The following is an 18502-nucleotide window of genomic DNA, read 5'->3' as shown; positions in this document are numbered from 1 at the left end:
TTCTTGTTTGGAATTTCAGGGTTGTCATGTTGTTAATTTTTCAAGGTTCTTTGCGTTATCGCCTCTCAGCGACAACTTCTAAATACTATCACATTCATTTCTCAATGTCAACAACTTTTTTCATCTTTTTTCAAGTCATTTCGTCAGCTCTTATGAACTGATTTCGTATCATAATCGGGAGATTATATAACGAATAAATCTCAAAATCCGATGTTTTACAGATGTTTCTGACACCGTCTCACGCGACAGCTTTTATAAGATACCACCATCATTTTACAATGTCAAGCATATTTTTTCTTTTTTCTATTTTTATGTTTTTCCTATTATGTATTTTCTTATTCTCTTCTTATTTTCTTCTTATTTTCTTTTTATTTCTTTCTTTTATATTCCTCGTTATAATCAGATTTTAAGATACTATACCTGTTAGTTTCTCCGTTTCCTTTATACTCAGCTTATATTGTATCTATACACTTTGCCTATACCAGCTCAAGTCTTTCAATTATAAAACCTTCATTCTCCATGTGATATACGGTTCCGCAATATGGGCAGTTTCTCTGACGGACAGAATCAAAGCTTGCTCCACAATTCCTGCAATACACAGATGTAATGGAGAATCCAGGTGGTTCCATGTAAGCAGTATTTCTCCGAAGTGTAACGTCTATACAGTCTCCGCGCCTGTTGATACTGCCATCCTTCTCGCTGTAATTTATCCACCATGTCCTGAGTGTCATACACAGATGCCTTCCCTCCATATGTATATCCTGCACTGTCATAGCCTGCATATATGTCATTTCTATAATATCCCGAAAGTATGGATTTAATGTTCCACCACAATATGAGGCCAGATTCTCCGGGTGGTCTGACATAATCGCCATACGGATAAGAGATATGATCTGTCCCTCAAACTTCTCAAATGAAAAATACGGATCATATGGTGCAAATGCACTTTTGACCTTTCCTTTTGTTGTCACATAGGACCAGAACGGTATCCTCTTTCGTCCATCCCTGTTGAACTGTTTTGTCATAAATATGATAATAGAAATTATATATCCAAATATTCCGCCCATAATAAGTGCTACAAAAAATGACATGAACAAAGCCTGCGGTATGGGTGTTTCCCTGTCAAATAAAGAAAGTATAAAACATGCAAGGAAGAAAACCAGCATGGTTATCCCCGTGGTTTTTCCCATCTTCCTCTGGTTCTTTGCTGACGCATTCTCCCGGATAAAAAAAGTATTTGTGACGCGCGGAAACAGATCATTGATGCGAAAAACTGTACGACAATATGGACAGCCTTCCGTGAGGGCTGCTACAGGGCTAACTGCACCGCAGTTTGGGCAAGTCATGGACATACGTGTAAGCTCCTGCTCATTTGGAGTATGGACAACTGTCTCGTACATCGTATCTTCGGTTACACGCTCATATATTATGCCGGTTGAATTCTGGAATTGCAGATGTCTGTCAACACCCTCATACATGAGATCAACTGTGTACCAGGATGTCTTTCGAGGCACTCTTGTAGTTCCCATCGTTTCTCTCTTCACAGGTGATGTATGCTGTATCATACGAATGCCCTTCCGTGCCATTCTATCCTTCTGAAGGCGAAGAATATATGATGTGTCTCCATCACAGCTGCGTGGACGCATGTCAGAATCATACCAGTGATTTAATTCTATGGCGAAATCATCAAATATACTTCTGTGTTTCTCCCATGTCGGAGTATATTTCTTAAATGCTGTCACCTGTTTTCCATAACAGATCAAAGAAATTATACCAGCTATGATCAAAGCCGCTCCAATACATAGAAAAATAAGAGCCGGTGTCTTGTCTATATCTTCAATTGTATAGACTGAGGCACCAAGGAGTCCCAATGCAAACAACACTATACCCCTCACGAGCAATTTTGTATCTGGCGCTGGCACCTCCAATTTACGTTTTTTATTTGAAAAATTTGATATATCTGAAAGTATTGACATCTTTTTCTCCCACAAAATCCCATTAAATATATGTTGTTATTGTATCTTTGATACTATGCCATTTTCCGTAAGTGTCTGCAGACATTCCGACGCACTGTCATCGTGCATCATCTGCCACACCTGTTCCATTCCTGGTGCAAGCGGTTTTCGCAGGAACTCTTCTCCCGATATCCAGTACACTTTGCCCTCTTCTGAAGATATAAGTTCCCCCTGATACTCATCCGTCTTGTACAGAAATCCGACATTTCTCACAGCTCCGGTCATCCAGTGATATATTCCGGTGAGCTTTGGATTGCTTATGGTCAGCCCGGTCTCCTCATATATCTCTCGTATCACCGATTCTGTGAATGTCTCTCCGGGTTCCACATGTCCACCAGGGAATGTCGTTCCGGAATAGCTTTTTCCTACTTTATCGAGTGCAAGTACACGCCCAGCGTGATCATATACCATGCACATATTCATAAATATTACCTTCTCTATTTCCGCCATTTTCTCCATCCTGTTGTTTCTATACATTCTGTATGTATTCTCCGGTCTATGGATTTATATCGCACTCTATATACTATATATCATAATGTGCGAGTACGATAACACGTTACTATCACAACGAGCTTAATTATCTGATGCTCTTTTTCAGAATGTCATATTTGTTATCTACATCATTTTGTATATTCCCCGAGCGCCGCCTTCAGATACTCATACCTCAGTCTTTTCTCTTCCTTTGCAAAATGTACCTCCCGCTGCTGCTCCGGATTATCCTCGTAATTCAAGACTTCATCGCCGAACTGCTCGCTTGTGAGATCAAAAGCGCAATCACCTATCACATTGTAACAATGATAGTTTCCGCCTGGTCTCTTTATACCGTACACCTTTCCACCAAATATATCCTGTGCCAGAAAAGCAGTGATGGAACACTGCCCCAGCGTCATGCTATCCTTTGTCCATCTGTCCCTCATCCTCGGCGCACAGGTGTCTGCACACCAGATATGACTCAGCGCATCGTATAGATCTGTTGGGGTATTTATCCCCGGATATTCATCTGTGATGGCCGGTGCATCTGCATTCTTCCAGCCCCAGAAATTGTATGTCTTTTTTCCGTTGTTCATCCATCTCACCTTCTATACTACATTATTCCACAGTGTTTTCAAGCACTCCGATATTTTCTATCTCACATCTTACCACACCGCCGCCCTTAAGGTACAGTGGTTATCATATATCCGTCAAGGCTCTTGTCCAAATAAAAAGCCACCCGGATATAAATATCCATTCGCATTCAACCGCGAATCATATTTATACCCGGATGGTCTCTATATATTCATATGATATTGTCACTTGCGTTATCTACTACAGCCCTACTGAAGCTTTCCGTACTCCTCATCCGTCACAGGCTCGCACCATTCATTTGATGTCTCCTCACCTGGAACCTCGATTGCAAGATGGCTGAACCAGCTGTCAGGAGCTGCGCCGTGCCAGTGCTTTACCTCAGCAGGAATGTTGATGCAGTCGCCTGGATTCATCTCAACTGCAGGCTTGCCCTCCTCCTGATAGTATCCGCGTCCACCGACACATACAAGGATCTGTCCGCCACCGCTCTTTGCGTGATGGAATAGCATTCTGAAGATGGAACTTCAGCGATGAGTCAGTGATTCCCTGTGCCATAAGTGCCACAACAGTTATGATACTTCTGGTCTTTACATCGATGTCATTGTTGTTCCAGTTCTCCCCAAAGAGAACATCGTCATTAAAATGTGCAAACTCAGGAGCGAACTCTCCGAGTGCATTTCTTCCCGCTGTCTGTACTATCTTTGCCATTGTTTTTCTCCTTCCAAATGTAACTCTTTTTCATTTATTCGTTGAATGTATGAAAGTTATTATCATCCTTCACTAATTTGTCATACATCTATTCTTTACGCGAGGGTTTTATCTACCCACTTCTCAATCTCCTGTCTGTTTGCCATGTTGAGCAGTCCGCCTTCTACAAACTCAGCTCCCGGTGCCGACGGCTGGAGTTCCTTGATCGTGTTGCCAAATCCGCTTCCACCTGATGTTGCGAACAATGTGATATTCTTGCCTGTGAAGTCGTACTTCTCAAGGAATGTATTGATGATCGTCGGAGCCACATACCACCAGATAGGGAATCCAAGTACAATCTCATCATAATTCTCAATATGTGCATTTGAATCATCAAGCTCCGGCCTAAGCTTCTTGTCGCTCATCTCGACGCTACTTCTGGATTTCTTGTTCATCCAGTCAAGGTCAGCCTTGGTGTACAGCTCCTTTGGTTTGATCTCGTACAAATCTGCGCCTGCTGCCTCCGATATCATCTCTGCAACCTTTTTCGTGGTTCCACTTGCGCTGAAATATGCTATAAGCTTTTTTGACATTATGTAAACCTCCTTCAACTAAACGTCATCCCATTCTACTCACCTTTGACGTGGAATGATACTGCATGTCAAGTCTTCGTCAATCGGTCGCTTAATGATAGAAATTTTCAATTAACTCATTTAATCTTCTGGCCGCTTGATTATGCAAATCCCATGTGATATAAAGTAAACATTGTTTACCAAATAATAAATGGAGGTGACTATCATTCGGGAAAGTACAAAGGAAACAAGGGCAGCAATACTGAAAAGTGCCATGGAAGTCTTTCTTGAGGTTGGATATCAGGAGGCGTCCATGCGTAAGATCGCCGCAAGGGCCGGTATAACCGCAGGCGCAATATACAAGCATTTCTCAGGCAAAGAGGAAATGTTTGACGAGATATTTGAGGAAAGCGGCAGAAAGCTCATGGAAGTCACTGAATCCATGATCGGAATAGACTTCACTGCCATGTCAGATGACGAGCTGCTCAAGGTGTTGTATTCCAGGGTATCGGTGCAGATCTTCGATATGCTTGAGGGCGACATGCAGCTCTTTCATATGCTGCTGAAAAATGACTCAGGCAAATGCCTGGAGAAATTCCGCAGTATCTATATAGAAAGAAGCGCCAGTTTTGCGATTAAGTATTATGACGAATTATACAAACGTGGAATCGCAACAAGAAAATTATCTGAAAGGACCGTGTATATGCTCTCTCTGACCGAATTCTCAATGGTCTGTGAAATAATCGCAGATGACTCATGCCAAAGTGGAGTCACAGCAGAGATGAAAACTGCATTTATGGAGGCTATGGATGTTCTGTTGCACGGAATAGAAGCAGAACTTCAGATAGACAGAGCACCTGATGATCCAGATCGAATTTAAATAGACAGTCAGGTCCATGATTGACCTGTATTGATAATTTGACTGGTGTCAAATAGAAAGGAAATGTAACTATGGATTACGGATTTACGCAGAAATTATTTGGCTATTTCTATCACAATTCATGCATGAAACAGGCAAAAGCACAGCATCTAAGCCTTGACAGCAAGGCTATAAAGAACGAATACAAAGCAGTCCTTGAGCGTGCCGATGACATAGGAAAGTCGCACCTCATGAGCTCATACTGCATGGGCGCATATTTCATCGCACTAAACAGAAAGACTTCTCTTTCACCGGAGGAATGTTTCAGCCTGTACAAAGACGGGCTGTACAACAATAAACTTTTTCATATGGTTATTGGAAATGCAGACAGCTATCTCGATGAAAAAAAGCTTCCGGGAAGGAAGAAATGGTCTGAGGAATCTCATCTGAAGCGCTATAAGAATGACTGGGTTCTTGACATCATCGTGGGCGGACCAAACGATGACTTCGTACTCGGATATGATTATCACAACTGCGGGATATGTAATCTCTGCCGCGACGAGGGGTGCTTTGAACTGGCAAAGTATCTGTGCCGTATGGACTACGTGCTCGCTGACATGATGGGCATGAAGCTCACAAGGACACAGACCCTTGCCGAAAATGGAGCTTACTGCGACTTCCGCTATGGACGGAAGTCACAGTAATTGATCTATCTTTTATAATCAAGTTCTCCCACTGCCATAGGATTCAGATTCAGTGTCACCCATTTGACCGAAAGCTCTGTGAGTCTGTTTATATCCGTCTCATCGGCATCCTTGATGCCGTTTATGAGTCCGGCAAATTCTCTCTGCTCGTCCGCGTCAAGTGGTGTGCCCATACATATGTATCGATACAGGGCATTTGCCATGCTCTTGAAATCTGAATCCCAGTTGCAGCATCCGTTATCTAGTATCTCATAGGCAAGTTTTCCCGATATACGGATGACCTCGCCCTGAACTGTGCCCGCATGTCCCGAACCAGGCACAAGAAGATTCCACAATTCTCCATGCTGCTTCTGCCAGCGCTTCTCATGAATGACGATCGGCGATGTGCCGTCATATTCTACCCGCCTTGGAACAGAGGCAACTCCGAGCAGTCCGTACAGACTCTCCATCGTCCTGTCGAGCTCCGGCATAATATCTGGACTCATATCTTTCCTGCGAAACTCTATATCCTCAGCCGCGCTTCTCATATATGTTCTTATTTTATCTGTGACCGGAACTCCTATCCCGATCAGATACTCTGCTACCGGCGCAAGCTTTATCAGATCAAATGTCCTTGCCCAGTGAAACGCTCTCTCAAGCGGAGTCTCCCCTGATCTGGATGTCACTTCTGCATCTGCTCCCGCCTGTATCAGACATTTGACAAGCTCAAGATTGCCAGTCTTCACAGCCACATGCATTACGGTCTCTCTGTCAAGGCCCTGGGTGGCTGTTATGTCTGCGCCCAGCTTCACCAGCGCTATTGCCTGTTTCTCTGATGACATTCTTCCAGCATGATAAAGCAGCGGTGTGTAGCCATACTGGTCAACATAGTTGATGTCGATCCCCTGCTCTATCAGCCACCGCATCATCTTCTCTGAAAGTGGAAATTCCAGTGCATTTCCCTTGTTGTATCCGCCATATGCATTGATGTCGCATTTGCCCAATACCTTCTTGATGTCCTCATCACTTGCCGTCTGCACAAGCTGCTCAAAATCCTTTGGCAGTGTTTTTCTCTTTGCCATGTGTGTACCTCCAATATTCTATTCTACTTACCCCTGATCTTCCTGACATTCCTATTCATCATATGCCTTCCCCAGTTTCTGTACAGGAACGCCTTCACCCTTGACATCTCCTGATGGTGTTCTTTTAACAGTTCATCCGGCGAATCATACACTCCGAAATCCTGATTGATACCTTCGCTCTGGATATATGTATTATTCCTGTCAAAATCTATAACAGGATTCTTAAAGTCCTTAACTGCCACTCCAAATCCGCAAAATGCACCCGTACACTCACTGTATTTCGCCTGCAACTTTTTCAGATATCCCATATCCAGAATAAACGCCTCAAGCTCATACCACCTGTTTTCAAAATACACTTCTACCCAGCTATGAAATACATTCTGTGGTGCATTTCTGTATACGATTCCTGTCATAGCGCCCTTCTGCAGCTTTTTATCAATGGTAAATCCATGCACTCTGCACGGGATACCGCAGGCTCTAAGCAGCGCCATGAACAGTGTTCCCTTGGTGTTGCACTGTCCATAGCCATCACGCAGCACCCTGGACGCCGAGACACTGTCATCCACATTATATCCAAACAATATCTCATCCCTGACAAATGTATAAATGGCCTTCAGGCGTTCAAACTCTGCCATGTCATTCCACTTTCTCTCTCTGATGAGCCGCTTGATATTCTCATTTGAATAGTCAAGCATCTTTGTCTCTGCCAAATAATCGTGCATCCGTTTTACCTCTTATCCGAAAAATTGCATATCTGTATCGGTGTGCCACCTTCCATAACGTGGAAACCGTGTCTCTAATAGAAAGCGACATTCTTGCTGTCCTCCGGCATTCCCTCTATGTACAGATAATTCTTATATTTATCTCTAATATATTCTACCATATTTCCGGCTATTTTCTGCCCCTGATATTCAGGATGCACAAGAACATAGTGTACAAATGCCACCAGCTCTGAATCATCCAACACTCTTTTATTAGTGTTTTTCCGTATAAAAACTGCAGAGATGTATATCCCAAATCTATATACATCTCTGCATTCATTTTAGTAACTTTTGTTTTTATTGATCTTAAAGCTCTTTTTTATTGTCGGCTCCTGGAGTTGTCACAATCACCTTCTCTGGAGTGATAATGATGGCTCCCTTTGCGGTTGCTCCTTTGTTTTTGATGCACCTATGATATTATATCTGCTCCCATCTGGTAAGATATCAGCAAATTTATGAGTTACTAATGATTTTGATAGCTTACTGATATTTTAGCATTTCCATAATCCATGCAGGTTACAATATGCATATACTTCTTCTACCTGTTCACCATCGCAAAGACAAAAATCTGCTACCGGCTCCTGCCCTGGATTTAACTGTTTTCTGTATATTCCCTGGTTTGTATTTAATGTGATCCACTCAATGAAATGCTCTTCAAGCATTGGATGTTTTGTCTCTCCGACCACGACATGAACATGACTGCCTTCTATAGTATATACAGGTACATGCTTCTCGACAGCAGCATCTGTCACTCCGGCTTTTAATTCCTGCATAGGTTCTCCGCAACAAATTACAGGTACACCCTTATCCTTTACCTTTTCAACAATGTTTCCACAATGCTTACATATATAATACTTTACTTCCATGCCTTTTTCTCCTTCCATGTGTAAAATTTATAATTCAATTGTCTCCATAATCTTTTTCAATGAATCTGCAGATTCCTTAAGCTTTAACGCTTCCTCACCACTTAAATTAATAGGTATATCAGACTCAATACCATCTGCACCTACAATAGCTGGCATACTTAACGATACTCCGTCAATATCATATACTCCATGAATCATGTGTGATACAGGAAGTATTGATTTTTCATCTCTCATAATCACTTCGCAGATTCTTTTTACAGACATTGCAATTCCATAATATGTAGCGTGCTTTTTGTTTATAATATCATAAGCACTGTTCTTGACTGCTGCAGCTATTTCTACCGTATTTTCCTTGTGCTTGTAATGTCCACGCATTTCACACATTTCACTTAATGGAACACCAGATACATTGGCTGATGACCATGCTACAACTTCGCTGTCTCCATGCTCACCTACTATAAATGCATGAACACTCCTGCTGTCCACAGATAAATGCTCACCAAGCTTATATCTTAATCTGGCACTATCTAACACAGTACCCGATCCAATAACCCTGTTTTCTGGAAGTCCTGATAACTTTATGGCTACCTGAGTCAGGATATCTACCGGATTCGCAACTACAAGCATGATACCTGCAAAATTTCTCCTTGCTATTTCAGGAATGATTGACTTAAATATTGCTACATTTTTATTTACGAGATCAAGCCTTGTCTCTCCCGGTTTCTGTCCCGCTCCGGCAGATATGACAACAATTGCAGCATCAGCCACATCATCATAATCTCCGGCATATATTTTCATCGGACTCGCAAATGGAATACCATGACTGATATCCATCGCTTCTCCTTCTGCCTTGTTCTTATCTGCATCGATAAGGACAATCTCTGTAAACAAGCCACTCTGCATTAAAGCAAAGACTGACGCAGAACCGACAAAACCACAGCCTATCATTACTGCTTTTTTTGAATTAATCACTTGCTTTTTCGTAATAATCTCATCTCCTTAATAATTCTCTTCATGTACTTCAAAATAGCTCTGTGGATGATTACATACCGGACATACCTCAGGAGCCTTTGTTCCTACCACGATATGTCCGCAGTTACGGCATTCCCATACCTTAACTTCACTCTTTTCAAATACCTGTGCAGTTTCAATATTCTTAAGAAGTGCACGATATCTCTCCTCATGATGCTTCTCAATTTCTCCTACTGCTCTGAATTTTGCTGCAAGCTCAGGGAAACCTTCTTCTTCGGCTGTTTTCGCAAAGCCTTCATACATATCTGTCCACTCATAATTCTCGCCTTCTGCAGCTGCCGCCAGATTTTTCTTTGTATCACCAATTCCTGCTAATTCCTTGAACCACATCTTTGCATGTTCTTTCTCATTATCTGCGGTCTTTAAAAATAATGCAGACATCTGCTCATAGCCTTCCTTTTTCGCTACAGAAGCAAAATAGGTATACTTATTTCTCGCCTGAGACTCTCCTGCAAATGCCTCCTGTAAATTCTTCTCTGTCTGTGTTCCTGCATATTTGTTTACTGCCATCTCTTTTACCTCCGTTTTCTTTACTATTTTTCTCCCTGCATTTCGGGCAAATTCCTTTAAATGAAATATCATAATCCAAAAATTCAATTCCATGAATGTTACGAATTTTTTCCAGCAAATTCGGTAATTTCATCCATATCCGCATAAAAAACCTCACTGCACTTTATGCACCTTCCTCTACCAATATATCAAGATTTTTTTGAATGGCATTTTTCCTGCTTGTCGCCGCTCATTATTGGGATTAGTTCTCAATAAAGATTATATTCTGTTTTTATTTTATTGTCAAGAAAATAGTAATAATTCCAGCCTTTTCCTCATCTATTCCAGTCAGGTCACAATAGGCGCACGCAACAGCCTGTATACAGTTATAACCATTCTTTTTTCTCTCTTCTGCTTCTTTCACTCGTGTACTCATGTGCTTCTCCTTATTATTCATATCATAGCAAGTATTTCGTCTTTTGATTTTGTTCCTACTGAATGATTTTTGATTTTTCCATCCTTGATAACAAACAATGTGGGGATACTCATTATCTGAAACCGACTTGCTAATTCCGGTTCTTCATCTACATTGATTTTCACGACTTTAATATCCTGACGTTCTTTTGATATTTCCTCTAATACAGGTCGAACCATTCGGCACGGCATGCACCATGATGCCAAAAATCTTCTTGAATTAGATCGTGAATTTGCTTTTGTCAGCAAAGAATCCCCTTTTTTGTCGGAGATGCTAAAAAATTTATTAATATGCTGTTCTACAACATACAAAAACACCGTTATGTTTTAATTGAAGTCAAGACAAGGGCATTGATTCCGGAGATATGGGACAATTAGGAACTTACATTGACAGTCGCTTTCGCCAGTGCTAGTATCTGTATTGGTTAGACGTATCTAACTTTTTTTAATTTTAGCATATTATCAAACAATTAGGAGAATATTTTTATGAAAGTTTACGAATTCGGGGATAAAAATAAACCGAGCATCATGCTCTTTCCTGGCACCTGCTGCTATTGGAAAACCAACTTTGGACACGTTCTTGATGGGCTTCAGGAGCACTTTCATACTCTGGTTGTCAGCTACAGTGGATTTGACGATACGGAGAATTCTACATTTATTTCAGAGCTTGACGAAGTTCTGAAGGTTGAGAACTACATCAAAGATAAACTTGACGGAAAGCTGTTTGCAGCATACGGCTGTTCCCTCGGAGGTTCATTTGTCTCTCTCCTGATCGGGCGTCAGAATATACATATAGATCATGGAATCATAGGTTCAAGCGACATGGATCAGGCGCCAAAGTGGCTGGCAAAGCTTGAGACAGCCATCATGATGCCTATGTTCTATCCTTTTATCACCGGCAAGGAAAGCGGTATTCTGAAAAAAGTATTTGAGAAGAAAATGAACGAAGGAAATGACAGTTCTGAATATATGAAGAAATTCATGGAGATCATGGGCAAAGGAAGTGGAATAGACTTTTCATTCATATCCAAGGAGTCCATGAAGAATCAGTTCTGCACCGACCTGTACACAAGCGTTGGAGAACACATAAACGTACCCGGAACGACTATCCACGTATTCTACGCCAAGAAAATGGGTGAGAAATATCTTGAGCGTTACAGGAAGTGTTTCGCCGATCCGGATATCTGTGAATTTGATCTGCAGCACGAAGAACTGCTGCTTGACGCCGACCGCTGGGTTCATGAGGTCTGCAGGGTGTGCGGCATAAACTGATCTGCTCCTTTCTTAGGTCTGAATAAATCTTTCATATCTGTTTTCTCTATCTCCAGCAGCTTGATCTTCTTGTCTATTCCACCTGCATAACCGGTCAGACTTCCATTTGTACCGACTACTCTGTGACACGGGATGACGATTGATATTGGATTGTGACCAACAGCACCGCCAACCGCCTGAGCAGACTTTTAAAACAGATCACCCCTCTTGAAGCATTTTTCTCAAATCGCCAAATGTCTCGGATGCAGGGGCAACCCTGACATTTCTCACATCATCTTCTGCCTCAGCCAGAATTTCTAGCAGTTCTATACGAACATTCATGTTTTTATACTCTTCATATGACATAACCACATCATCTCCTCTGACACAACCTCAAATCAATATTAATCTGAGTCTCTCCTACTTCTTAACAACCAAATGCACGACCCCTGCAAATGAAAATACAATGATCACCACATATACTATCAGTGTAATCAAGTGTCCATTCTGCCAGTTGTCCACCGCAAGCAGAGTCCATAGTGCGCCCTGAACCAACTGCGTTGCAATCTGTATCTTCTTATTACCCTTATTCTTACAGCTTATTATAAGTAATATTATGTAAACAACAAGACCTATACTCATTAAAATGCTCATCACAAATATAACCACCTTTCGTCTGTATACTCATCTAGTTAGTTTTTTCTAACCAACTTCATTTTAGCACTAATTATTTTAAATTCAATCAGACAAATTCATAAGTTATATTAAGTATGATGAACAGCACAAATTTAAGAGGATGGTGTATTGCCTCAGTAATACTCCCACCCTCTAGTGACTGATTTTTCTGTTGTCCGAACAACGAGACCGACCCTTACGTTCGGCATTGGAGCAAAGTTTTTCGCTGCCTGCCAGCGTCCTGTATCTTTCGCAACAGGATAGGTCACAAGTAATGTAACCTCGGATTGAATCGTGTCAGCCCACGTTGTTCTCATTATGCACTGACACCCAGCGAAATTCAATGAACCTGTGGTGTAACATTACCAGCCCAGCTTCTGGCAGATCTCAGCCCAGGCTTCATCGTCTATCTCCTCATCGCGGAAAAGTCTTCTCTTGTCATCCTCTGTGATCATGCGAAGCACCTTACATGGATTTCCCGCTGCAACTGCCCAATCAGGGATATCCTTTGTAACAACACTGCCCGCATCGATTATAACGTTACTTCCAATATGCACGCTAGGGCAGATCACAGTGTTGCCGCCTATCCACACGTTGTCCCCAAAGGTCACTTCCTTGCCATACTCCCACATAGCACTGCGCACATCAGGATATATCGGATGACCTGCTGTGTATATCGCTACATTTGGCGCCATGAAACAATTGTCACCTATGGTCACCTTTGCAACGTCAAGGATCGTACAGTTGTAATTTGCAAAGAAGTTCTTGCCCACTTCTATATGTGAACCGTAATCGCAGTAAAATGGTGGGTTGACACAAGCTCCATCAGACTTGCCAAACAGCTCCTTTACGACCTCTGATATGCCATCGAAATCCGAACGATCCATGAAGTTCAGCTTCTGCAATTTCCAGCCTACATAAGGATGGAACAGCTATCCCTCTATCCCGACTACAGGGATGTCAGCCACAGGCATGACGATATTGAGTTTATTATAATGATGGATGGGCAGATGACATATGATATAAATGGATAGAGCATGACATGCAGACCGGGGAAGCTACTGCAAAACAAAATGCACATCTCTTTTCCAGAGATACCTGTCGGTATCACCCATGCAATACCTGAACAACTATCGCCTTGAAAAAGGATATGCTATGCTTAGAAACTCTTCTATGTCCGTGACCGATGTGTCATACGCCTATGGATTTTCCGGTACGAGCTATTTCTGTGAGTTGTTTCACAGGCACTATGGATTACGCCGAATGAATATAGGAAAGAGAATTTATAGTTTTATGATTTTCTTCGCCCTCGCAACAGTCCCCTGAATTATCGGCCCCGATACAATCACAGTAACAACCGTACACACACCAAACTTTCCCCCAAGGATCACACCTATCACAACCATGGCAGCATCAAGTATCATTCTGACTTTCTTCACCTGCCAGTGATTCTTCTCTGCAAGCGCAAATGTCACGGCCTCATATGAACCACGCCCAAGGTCTGCTGCCGCATACAGTCCTGTTCCCACCGCAAACAGCACAATTCCGACGAGCATGATCAACATATTGAGCCACATGTATTTGCTGTAGACATGCATTTGCGCAAACAGATCAACACACAAGCTGTAAACGATCTGGTAAAGTATCGTTCCTATATGTATCTGCGATCTGTCATATATGAGCACAAAAAGTATCATTATCACCGCCACGATGAACGATGCTGCTCCGATACTCACATGAAACGTACCGGATATTCCCTGCCATAATACCGCAAGCGTTGCACCGCCAAATCCGGCATACAATGCCAAGGTTATACCATATGCGGCAATGACTGAACCAATTATTATAACAGTTATCTTCTTTATCCACTCTCTTTTACTCATACAACCTCCTGTTGCCAAATAAAAAGACTATAGATAAAACTGTTATGTTCAGAAACAGCAAAATCTATAGTCTTCTTACGTGCCGAGACAAGCTCTTTTTAATTGTTGCTATACTATATCATTTATAACTTTTTGTCAATAACTGGTATTTCATCCCCTACCACCTGGATACAAATTCAAGAGTCTTGTCAATTAAATTCTCTCCTATGCCTGAAAAGCATTTATTTCTTCTATCATCTTACTGACCGCCAGGGAATATGGAATGTTTCGTCTCCAGGCAATCACAGTACTTGTCGTAATTTCAGGAAAAATTTTTCGTTGTACAAGAATGTCATCTCTCCAATACTTTGCAGCACCTTCGATTGATATCGGATACCCCAATCCATTTGCTGCCATGACTCCGGCATTTGTTCCAAGATTACTCGTAAAAGCAATCTGCAGTTTCGAAAAGTCTTTTCCAAACCAATTGGCGAGTTCACTTTGAACATTTCCTCTTTCGGGCAGGATCAATGGTTTTCCTATGAGATCTTCCTTTTTTATAAACTCTTTTTTGGCCAGCGGATCATCTGGCCGCATTCCAACACACCAGTGATCACAATCCGTAATCCGGATATAATCCAAACCTTCGGTGTCCACTGGCTCCAAGAACAATGCAATGTCTACAAGTCCTTTGCTCATCATCTCATACACTGCATCTGCTGTTGCAGTATGCAATGCAATCTGAACCAGCGGATATTTTTCTTTGTACGTTTTACATATCTTCGCCAATGTCTCCATTGCCGCAAATTCACCGCATCCAATTGTTATAGTGCCCTCTACTACCGTTTCTTTCCCTTTAAGTTCCTCTAGTGTTATTTCCTCAAGATTAAGAATCTCCAGGGCTCGCCTTTTTAATAGAATTCCCTCATCAGTGAGTGAACTTCTCTTCCCCATACGAATAAATAATGTTACTCCAAGCTCCTCTTCAAATGCCGCCATTTGTCTTGAAAGCGTTGGCTGGGTAATATGCAATTGTTCTGCTGCTTTTGTAAAGCTCTGTTCTTTTGCTACTGTCAGAAAATAGCGTAATAGTCTTAATTCCATATCTTTAAAGTCCTAGTATTTCCTTGTTTTTTTCAAACCTTTTAATCAGTTCTTTTCCCATTACTATAATTTCATTTCGCCAGGGATGTCCGAAGATTCCACAATTCCATGTACTATCAATGAAAAAATAATAATCTCCATCTGGATAATATATTGGAAAATACACTTGACATTGTCTATCAGGATCATAATAGTTATAATTCATTGAAATATCTTCCATTGGTGAGAATTCAAAACAATCATGATTCCAGTCTAAGGCATACATTTTTTCCAGTCCTAGTTCCTTCAAAATAGAATTGATTATTTTCTCTTGTTTTTCACTCCAGGGGGTCGCTTTATGATACTTTTTTGTATCGCCTGGTATTATAATCCATTCGCCAGTGATGTCTGTTCCCGGCTTAAACTTAAATTCATTATTTAATTTTTCCCATAAAATGATTGCTTCATCTTTAGATATAACTCTCAATATATATTCTCCTTCGCACAGAAAATAAGAATTTACCGCGGAGCAACACTACATTTATTTATCATAGCATAACGCTATGACAAACTGATCATCCATTTGCGCTTTTTAAAAATAGCCAGCGATACGACTAATCTGAAATATCTCTTCCGTAGTGAGCAATGTGTATACGCCTATAATTCCCCATTCGAATACATATGCCGCGAGCAGACATTCAGTGATGCCATCACGAATCCATCTTCTAAAACCCTCCCCTCATACTTCACATGGTCATTCACCACCACTCCGATAATTCTTGAGTTGTTTCTCGCAAGCAGAATGCCTGCCATATTCGGGATATATCCTGTCCTTTCAAGCTCCTGCTGAACACGTTTTACTGTTTCATCTGAAATCTTTTCTGTATTTCCATGAATCACTTTTGAGACAGTTGCGGTACTAAGTCCTAGTGCATCTGCGACATCCACAATCCTAACCCTGTTATGTATCATATCCATACCCTCTTTACCTGAATTTGTAATTACATGGTACAATCAAAATCTGCTTTTTACAAAGGTTAAACGCATAACCCATAACAAAATCCTTATTATGTTTTTGTCGTATTTTACTAAAACGTTCTGTCCCTTCTTGTATATTCCAAGCATTAATATATACTGATAGAATTCTTCTGGATATATATCCCTGTACTTCGCACAATACTTAGAAATACGCCCCCAGTCAAATGCCTTTCCATCATAGATACTGTCTATTTTCATATCTATCAACCCCTTAAATTAGACATCGACCTTATATTTCTCATGAAATAAACTCTCTCCTCTTGTCCCTAATTCTCTCATAAATATCAATCGCCTTGTTAAATCCCTTGCCCAGTAATTCATCACATGCTTTATTCAGCGCATCCGGAAAAGCATTTGCCAAATAATCAAACCGCTTCATAGCCATTTGCTCTCCTAGTCCAATGTTAGCCGCTTCTCTTCTAAATGAATCTCTGGTGATCTTTTTAATATCATACTCATTCCCAATACTAAATGCCATATCTCTGGTACTGCTTGTATATATTACCGTACTCAATATGTCATATGCCGGTGCCAAGCGTACTGTTTTCAACTCTTCATCATAAAGCAATGAAACATTTTTGATATGATTATCTGTATTGCCTATTAGGTAATTGAATATACATATATCCCACATTTTCAATTGATCTGCTATCGGGTTGAACGATTTCTGTCTTATGATCTCAAACATCATTTTTAAATATCCGGCATTATCACTCTCATATTTGTTATGCGCCGAAATTCCCATCGCTTGAGAGAAATCTTCCTGATGTAACCTGTACGGAACACTTAACCCATTGATTTTTTTTAATCCGTCCTTTATTGCACGATCATATCTTTTAGTTGCTAGCAAAACTTCCTCATCTCTGCCATCTCCGACATTGACTATAAAACTTTCAGGAATCTCTATTCCCATATTTCCTGCCGTCATCATACACAACTGCTCATTTGTAACTATTCCGTCAAGCCTTACATGACTCTGCTTTACTATATGTGTACTTGGCGCTGACCCTTTGGGTAAATACCAATCTTTATTATTTTCATCATAATATAACCCAACCTTTCCAGATGCTCCTGTAAGTGACAAATGTGACTTTGTGACTAACTCCGCAGTCTCCATTGCTCCTTCTCTTGCCAACTGACTAACCTCATCAATTGTCAATTTCTGATAATCTGCATTTACTACTTCGTTATTCTCATCTGTAATTTTTATTGCTCCCAGACACTCATTACCTAACCCGGCTAATAATGACAGATAATTATTTGCGTCTGTATGCAATAACCCAGCCACACATCTTCTGGTAAATCCTTCAGGTAACAAACCTTCAAAAAAATTCCTTGTATCATCAACGGAAAATGCATTTTCAGATAATGGCAAATGAATTGATATCGGTCTGGCTATGTTACCAGATAAATACTCTTCTGCATATGAGAATCTAGCATCTTCTTCTTTTTCTCCAATTATACGACCTACATATGTCTGCAAGCCACCAATCTCTATCCAAACCCCCAAATTTCTCATATTCTAACCTCTCTTTTCTACGAGAATATCCATTCCCAGTAAATTGATAATTGTAATTGCCTTTCCGATTTCTGCTGTAGCCTTACCTCTTTCCAAATCCGAAATAAAACTTACACTAAATCCTGTAAATTCTGCTATATAAGCCTGAGTATATTTCAGTTCTTTTCTTCTTATTCTGATTGCCTCACCCAAAGATTTTGAATCTATTATTTTCATACATATTCCTCGTCTTTCTATATCAAATTATCAACACATAACTTCATACGCATCATATGGCCGTACGGCTAAATTATATATATACGCTTTGCAAATAAGCCGTACGGCTAATTTTGTATAGTGCTGATTATACAATAAGCCGTACGGCTAAGTCAACTTTTCTTATATAAATAAAAACGCCAGAAACCTTGTAAATTCAAGGTTTCTGACGCCAATCAAACAGGGGATGAGAGAATCGAACTCCCACCAAAAGTTTTGGAGACTCCTATCATA

General features: G+C 40.9%; 24 protein-coding genes and 5 pseudogenes. 4 read left to right on the top strand and 25 right to left on the bottom strand.

From position 1 onward, the window contains the following. Positions 1–476: 476 nt before the first annotated feature. From DXB91_RS13820 to DXB91_RS13795, 5 genes and pseudogenes are all read right to left on the bottom strand, one after another. Positions 477–1976: a zinc ribbon domain-containing protein gene (locus tag DXB91_RS13820; protein ID WP_118018506.1), complete on the bottom strand. Its 1500-nt coding sequence runs from the start codon at positions 1974–1976 to the stop codon at positions 477–479. Positions 1977–2012: 36 nt separating this feature from the next. Next, complete coding sequence (locus tag DXB91_RS13815) at positions 2013–2465, bottom strand: 8-oxo-dGTP diphosphatase (RefSeq protein ID WP_055274027.1); 453 nt, start codon at positions 2463–2465, stop codon at positions 2013–2015. Between the two features lie 170 nt (positions 2466–2635). Further along, complete coding sequence (locus DXB91_RS13810; protein ID WP_118018504.1) at positions 2636–3082, bottom strand: YunG family protein; 447 nt, start codon at positions 3080–3082, stop codon at positions 2636–2638. Between the two features lie 246 nt (positions 3083–3328). Next, positions 3329–3788 (bottom strand): annotated as a pseudogene (locus DXB91_RS14805) (carboxymuconolactone decarboxylase family protein). A 95-nt stretch (positions 3789–3883) separates the two neighbouring features. Next, positions 3884–4360, bottom strand: coding sequence for a flavodoxin (locus tag DXB91_RS13795; protein ID WP_118018502.1), 477 nt, complete (start codon positions 4358–4360; stop codon positions 3884–3886). Between the two features lie 190 nt (positions 4361–4550). Between DXB91_RS13795 and DXB91_RS13790 the strand changes: the two genes are divergently transcribed. Together DXB91_RS13790 and DXB91_RS13785 are read left to right on the top strand one after the other, a co-directional pair. Further along, the gene (locus DXB91_RS13790; RefSeq protein ID WP_118018500.1) at positions 4551–5219 is read left to right on the top strand and encodes a TetR/AcrR family transcriptional regulator; all 669 of its coding nucleotides are present in this window, start codon (positions 4551–4553) and stop codon (positions 5217–5219) included. Positions 5220–5290: 71 nt separating this feature from the next. After that, complete coding sequence (locus tag DXB91_RS13785; RefSeq protein WP_118018497.1) at positions 5291–5902, top strand: L-2-amino-thiazoline-4-carboxylic acid hydrolase; 612 nt, start codon at positions 5291–5293, stop codon at positions 5900–5902. A gap of 5 nt (positions 5903–5907) precedes the next feature. Here the strand turns inward: DXB91_RS13785 and DXB91_RS13780 are convergent, their stop codons facing one another. From DXB91_RS13780 to DXB91_RS13740, 9 genes and pseudogenes are all read right to left on the bottom strand, one after another. Further along, entirely contained in the window at positions 5908–6963 is a 1056-nt protein-coding gene (locus DXB91_RS13780; RefSeq protein ID WP_118018495.1) for an ankyrin repeat domain-containing protein, read from the bottom strand. Positions 6964–6986: 23 nt separating this feature from the next. Continuing rightward, positions 6987–7685, bottom strand: coding sequence for a transglutaminase-like domain-containing protein (locus DXB91_RS13775; RefSeq protein ID WP_118018493.1), 699 nt, complete (start codon positions 7683–7685; stop codon positions 6987–6989). 74 nt (positions 7686–7759) lie between these two features. Then, the gene (locus DXB91_RS14510; RefSeq protein ID WP_243003571.1) at positions 7760–7927 is read right to left on the bottom strand and encodes a GNAT family N-acetyltransferase; all 168 of its coding nucleotides are present in this window, start codon (positions 7925–7927) and stop codon (positions 7760–7762) included. A 288-nt stretch (positions 7928–8215) separates the two neighbouring features. Beyond that, positions 8216–8590, bottom strand: coding sequence for a desulfoferrodoxin family protein (locus tag DXB91_RS13760; protein ID WP_022216261.1), 375 nt, complete (start codon positions 8588–8590; stop codon positions 8216–8218). 27 nt (positions 8591–8617) lie between these two features. Then, positions 8618–9562, bottom strand: coding sequence for an L-lactate dehydrogenase (locus tag DXB91_RS13755; RefSeq protein WP_118018491.1), 945 nt, complete (start codon positions 9560–9562; stop codon positions 8618–8620). Between the two features lie 27 nt (positions 9563–9589). Then, complete coding sequence (gene rbr, locus DXB91_RS13750; RefSeq protein WP_044998372.1) at positions 9590–10132, bottom strand: rubrerythrin; 543 nt, start codon at positions 10130–10132, stop codon at positions 9590–9592. Positions 10133–10139: 7 nt separating this feature from the next. Next, positions 10140–10305, bottom strand: a pseudogene (locus tag DXB91_RS14800) (Fur family transcriptional regulator); the annotation flags it as partial. Between the two features lie 98 nt (positions 10306–10403). Then, positions 10404–10547, bottom strand: coding sequence for a hypothetical protein (locus tag DXB91_RS14220; RefSeq protein WP_158564623.1), 144 nt, complete (start codon positions 10545–10547; stop codon positions 10404–10406). Between the two features lie 17 nt (positions 10548–10564). After that, a complete protein-coding gene (locus DXB91_RS13740; RefSeq protein ID WP_044998371.1) occupies positions 10565–10834 on the bottom strand; it encodes a thioredoxin family protein in 270 nt (89 codons plus the stop codon). Between the two features lie 237 nt (positions 10835–11071). Here DXB91_RS13740 and DXB91_RS13730 point away from each other — a divergent pair, with 237 nt between their 5' ends. Beyond that, positions 11072–11857 (top strand): hypothetical protein, encoded by a 786-nt coding sequence (locus DXB91_RS13730; RefSeq protein ID WP_055224654.1) that lies wholly within the window; start codon positions 11072–11074, stop codon positions 11855–11857. Here the strand turns inward: DXB91_RS13730 and DXB91_RS14795 are convergent. The 4 genes and pseudogenes from DXB91_RS14795 to DXB91_RS13710 all read right to left on the bottom strand — a co-directional run. Next, a pseudogene (locus DXB91_RS14795) lies at positions 11824–12042 on the bottom strand (methylated-DNA--[protein]-cysteine S-methyltransferase); the annotation flags it as partial. The gene DXB91_RS13730 and the pseudogene DXB91_RS14795 overlap by 34 nt on opposite strands. 13 nt (positions 12043–12055) lie before the next feature. Beyond that, positions 12056–12202: a hypothetical protein gene (locus tag DXB91_RS13720; protein ID WP_238051945.1), complete on the bottom strand. Its 147-nt coding sequence runs from the start codon at positions 12200–12202 to the stop codon at positions 12056–12058. Between the two features lie 54 nt (positions 12203–12256). Continuing rightward, on the bottom strand, positions 12257–12490 hold the full coding sequence (locus tag DXB91_RS13715; protein ID WP_147343997.1) for a hypothetical protein: 234 nt from the start codon (positions 12488–12490) through the stop codon (positions 12257–12259). Positions 12491–12873: 383 nt separating this feature from the next. Then, positions 12874–13398 (bottom strand): sugar O-acetyltransferase, encoded by a 525-nt coding sequence (locus DXB91_RS13710; protein WP_118018508.1) that lies wholly within the window; start codon positions 13396–13398, stop codon positions 12874–12876. Between the two features lie 193 nt (positions 13399–13591). Here DXB91_RS13710 and DXB91_RS14870 point away from each other — a divergent pair. Then, positions 13592–13837 (top strand): annotated as a pseudogene (locus DXB91_RS14870) (helix-turn-helix transcriptional regulator); the annotation flags it as partial. Here the strand turns inward: DXB91_RS14870 and DXB91_RS13700 are convergent. From DXB91_RS13700 to DXB91_RS13665, 7 genes and pseudogenes are all read right to left on the bottom strand, one after another. Next, positions 13795–14394 carry a YczE/YyaS/YitT family protein gene (locus tag DXB91_RS13700; RefSeq protein ID WP_118018483.1) on the bottom strand — a complete coding sequence of 200 codons (600 nt, stop codon included), beginning with the start codon at positions 14392–14394 and terminating at the stop codon, positions 13795–13797. The pseudogene DXB91_RS14870 and the gene DXB91_RS13700 sit on opposite strands and share 43 nt — an antisense overlap. Positions 14395–14598: 204 nt before the next feature. After that, positions 14599–15477, bottom strand: coding sequence for a LysR family transcriptional regulator (locus DXB91_RS13695; RefSeq protein ID WP_004853500.1), 879 nt, complete (start codon positions 15475–15477; stop codon positions 14599–14601). Positions 15478–15481: 4 nt separating this feature from the next. Next, entirely contained in the window at positions 15482–15943 is a 462-nt protein-coding gene (locus DXB91_RS13690; protein WP_158564622.1) for a DUF2716 domain-containing protein, read from the bottom strand. A gap of 179 nt (positions 15944–16122) precedes the next feature. Continuing rightward, a pseudogene (locus DXB91_RS13680) lies at positions 16123–16428 on the bottom strand (LacI family DNA-binding transcriptional regulator); the annotation flags it as partial. A 42-nt stretch (positions 16429–16470) separates the two neighbouring features. Next, on the bottom strand, positions 16471–16692 hold the full coding sequence (locus DXB91_RS13675; RefSeq protein ID WP_118018477.1) for a hypothetical protein: 222 nt from the start codon (positions 16690–16692) through the stop codon (positions 16471–16473). A gap of 40 nt (positions 16693–16732) precedes the next feature. After that, a complete protein-coding gene (locus DXB91_RS13670; RefSeq protein ID WP_118018475.1) occupies positions 16733–18013 on the bottom strand; it encodes a type II toxin-antitoxin system HipA family toxin in 1281 nt (426 codons plus the stop codon). Positions 18014–18016: 3 nt separating this feature from the next. Continuing rightward, positions 18017–18229 (bottom strand): helix-turn-helix domain-containing protein, encoded by a 213-nt coding sequence (locus DXB91_RS13665; protein WP_004853489.1) that lies wholly within the window; start codon positions 18227–18229, stop codon positions 18017–18019. Between the last annotated feature and the right edge of the window lie 273 nt (positions 18230–18502).

This window comes from Coprococcus sp. OM06-34AC, from assembly GCF_003462545.1.
Taxonomy (GTDB): domain Bacteria; phylum Bacillota; class Clostridia; order Lachnospirales; family Lachnospiraceae; genus Coprococcus; species Coprococcus aceti.
Note: the sequence above shows the minus strand (reverse complement) of the source record. Positions and strands in the feature narration are given on the sequence as shown.

What these genes read in the sequence shown, in the direction of transcription:
- DXB91_RS13820 (WP_118018506.1), bottom strand. Translation starts at nt 1,976, where the DNA reads ATGTCAATACTTTCAGATATATCAAATTTTTCAAATAAAAAACGTAAA.
- DXB91_RS13815 (WP_055274027.1), bottom strand. Translation starts at nt 2,465, where the DNA reads ATGGCGGAAATAGAGAAGGTAATATTTATGAATATGTGCATGGTATAT.
- DXB91_RS13810 (WP_118018504.1), bottom strand. Translation starts at nt 3,082, where the DNA reads ATGAACAACGGAAAAAAGACATACAATTTCTGGGGCTGGAAGAATGCA.
- DXB91_RS13795 (WP_118018502.1), bottom strand. Translation starts at nt 4,360, where the DNA reads ATGTCAAAAAAGCTTATAGCATATTTCAGCGCAAGTGGAACCACGAAA.
- DXB91_RS13790 (WP_118018500.1), top strand. Translation starts at nt 4,551, where the DNA reads ATGGAGGTGACTATCATTCGGGAAAGTACAAAGGAAACAAGGGCAGCA.
- DXB91_RS13785 (WP_118018497.1), top strand. Translation starts at nt 5,291, where the DNA reads ATGGATTACGGATTTACGCAGAAATTATTTGGCTATTTCTATCACAAT.
- DXB91_RS13780 (WP_118018495.1), bottom strand. Translation starts at nt 6,963, where the DNA reads ATGGCAAAGAGAAAAACACTGCCAAAGGATTTTGAGCAGCTTGTGCAG.
- DXB91_RS13775 (WP_118018493.1), bottom strand. Translation starts at nt 7,685, where the DNA reads ATGCACGATTATTTGGCAGAGACAAAGATGCTTGACTATTCAAATGAG.
- DXB91_RS13760 (WP_022216261.1), bottom strand. Translation starts at nt 8,590, where the DNA reads ATGGAAGTAAAGTATTATATATGTAAGCATTGTGGAAACATTGTTGAA.
- rbr (WP_044998372.1), bottom strand. Translation starts at nt 10,132, where the DNA reads ATGGCAGTAAACAAATATGCAGGAACACAGACAGAGAAGAATTTACAG.
- DXB91_RS14220 (WP_158564623.1), bottom strand. Translation starts at nt 10,547, where the DNA reads ATGAGTACACGAGTGAAAGAAGCAGAAGAGAGAAAAAAGAATGGTTAT.
- DXB91_RS13730 (WP_055224654.1), top strand. Translation starts at nt 11,072, where the DNA reads ATGAAAGTTTACGAATTCGGGGATAAAAATAAACCGAGCATCATGCTC.
- DXB91_RS13720 (WP_238051945.1), bottom strand. Translation starts at nt 12,202, where the DNA reads ATGTCATATGAAGAGTATAAAAACATGAATGTTCGTATAGAACTGCTA.
- DXB91_RS13715 (WP_147343997.1), bottom strand. Translation starts at nt 12,490, where the DNA reads ATGAGCATTTTAATGAGTATAGGTCTTGTTGTTTACATAATATTACTT.
- DXB91_RS13710 (WP_118018508.1), bottom strand. Translation starts at nt 13,398, where the DNA reads ATGGATCGTTCGGATTTCGATGGCATATCAGAGGTCGTAAAGGAGCTG.
- DXB91_RS13700 (WP_118018483.1), bottom strand. Translation starts at nt 14,394, where the DNA reads ATGAGTAAAAGAGAGTGGATAAAGAAGATAACTGTTATAATAATTGGT.
- DXB91_RS13695 (WP_004853500.1), bottom strand. Translation starts at nt 15,477, where the DNA reads ATGGAATTAAGACTATTACGCTATTTTCTGACAGTAGCAAAAGAACAG.
- DXB91_RS13675 (WP_118018477.1), bottom strand. Translation starts at nt 16,692, where the DNA reads ATGAAAATAGACAGTATCTATGATGGAAAGGCATTTGACTGGGGGCGT.
- DXB91_RS13670 (WP_118018475.1), bottom strand. Translation starts at nt 18,013, where the DNA reads ATGAGAAATTTGGGGGTTTGGATAGAGATTGGTGGCTTGCAGACATAT.
- DXB91_RS13665 (WP_004853489.1), bottom strand. Translation starts at nt 18,229, where the DNA reads ATGAAAATAATAGATTCAAAATCTTTGGGTGAGGCAATCAGAATAAGA.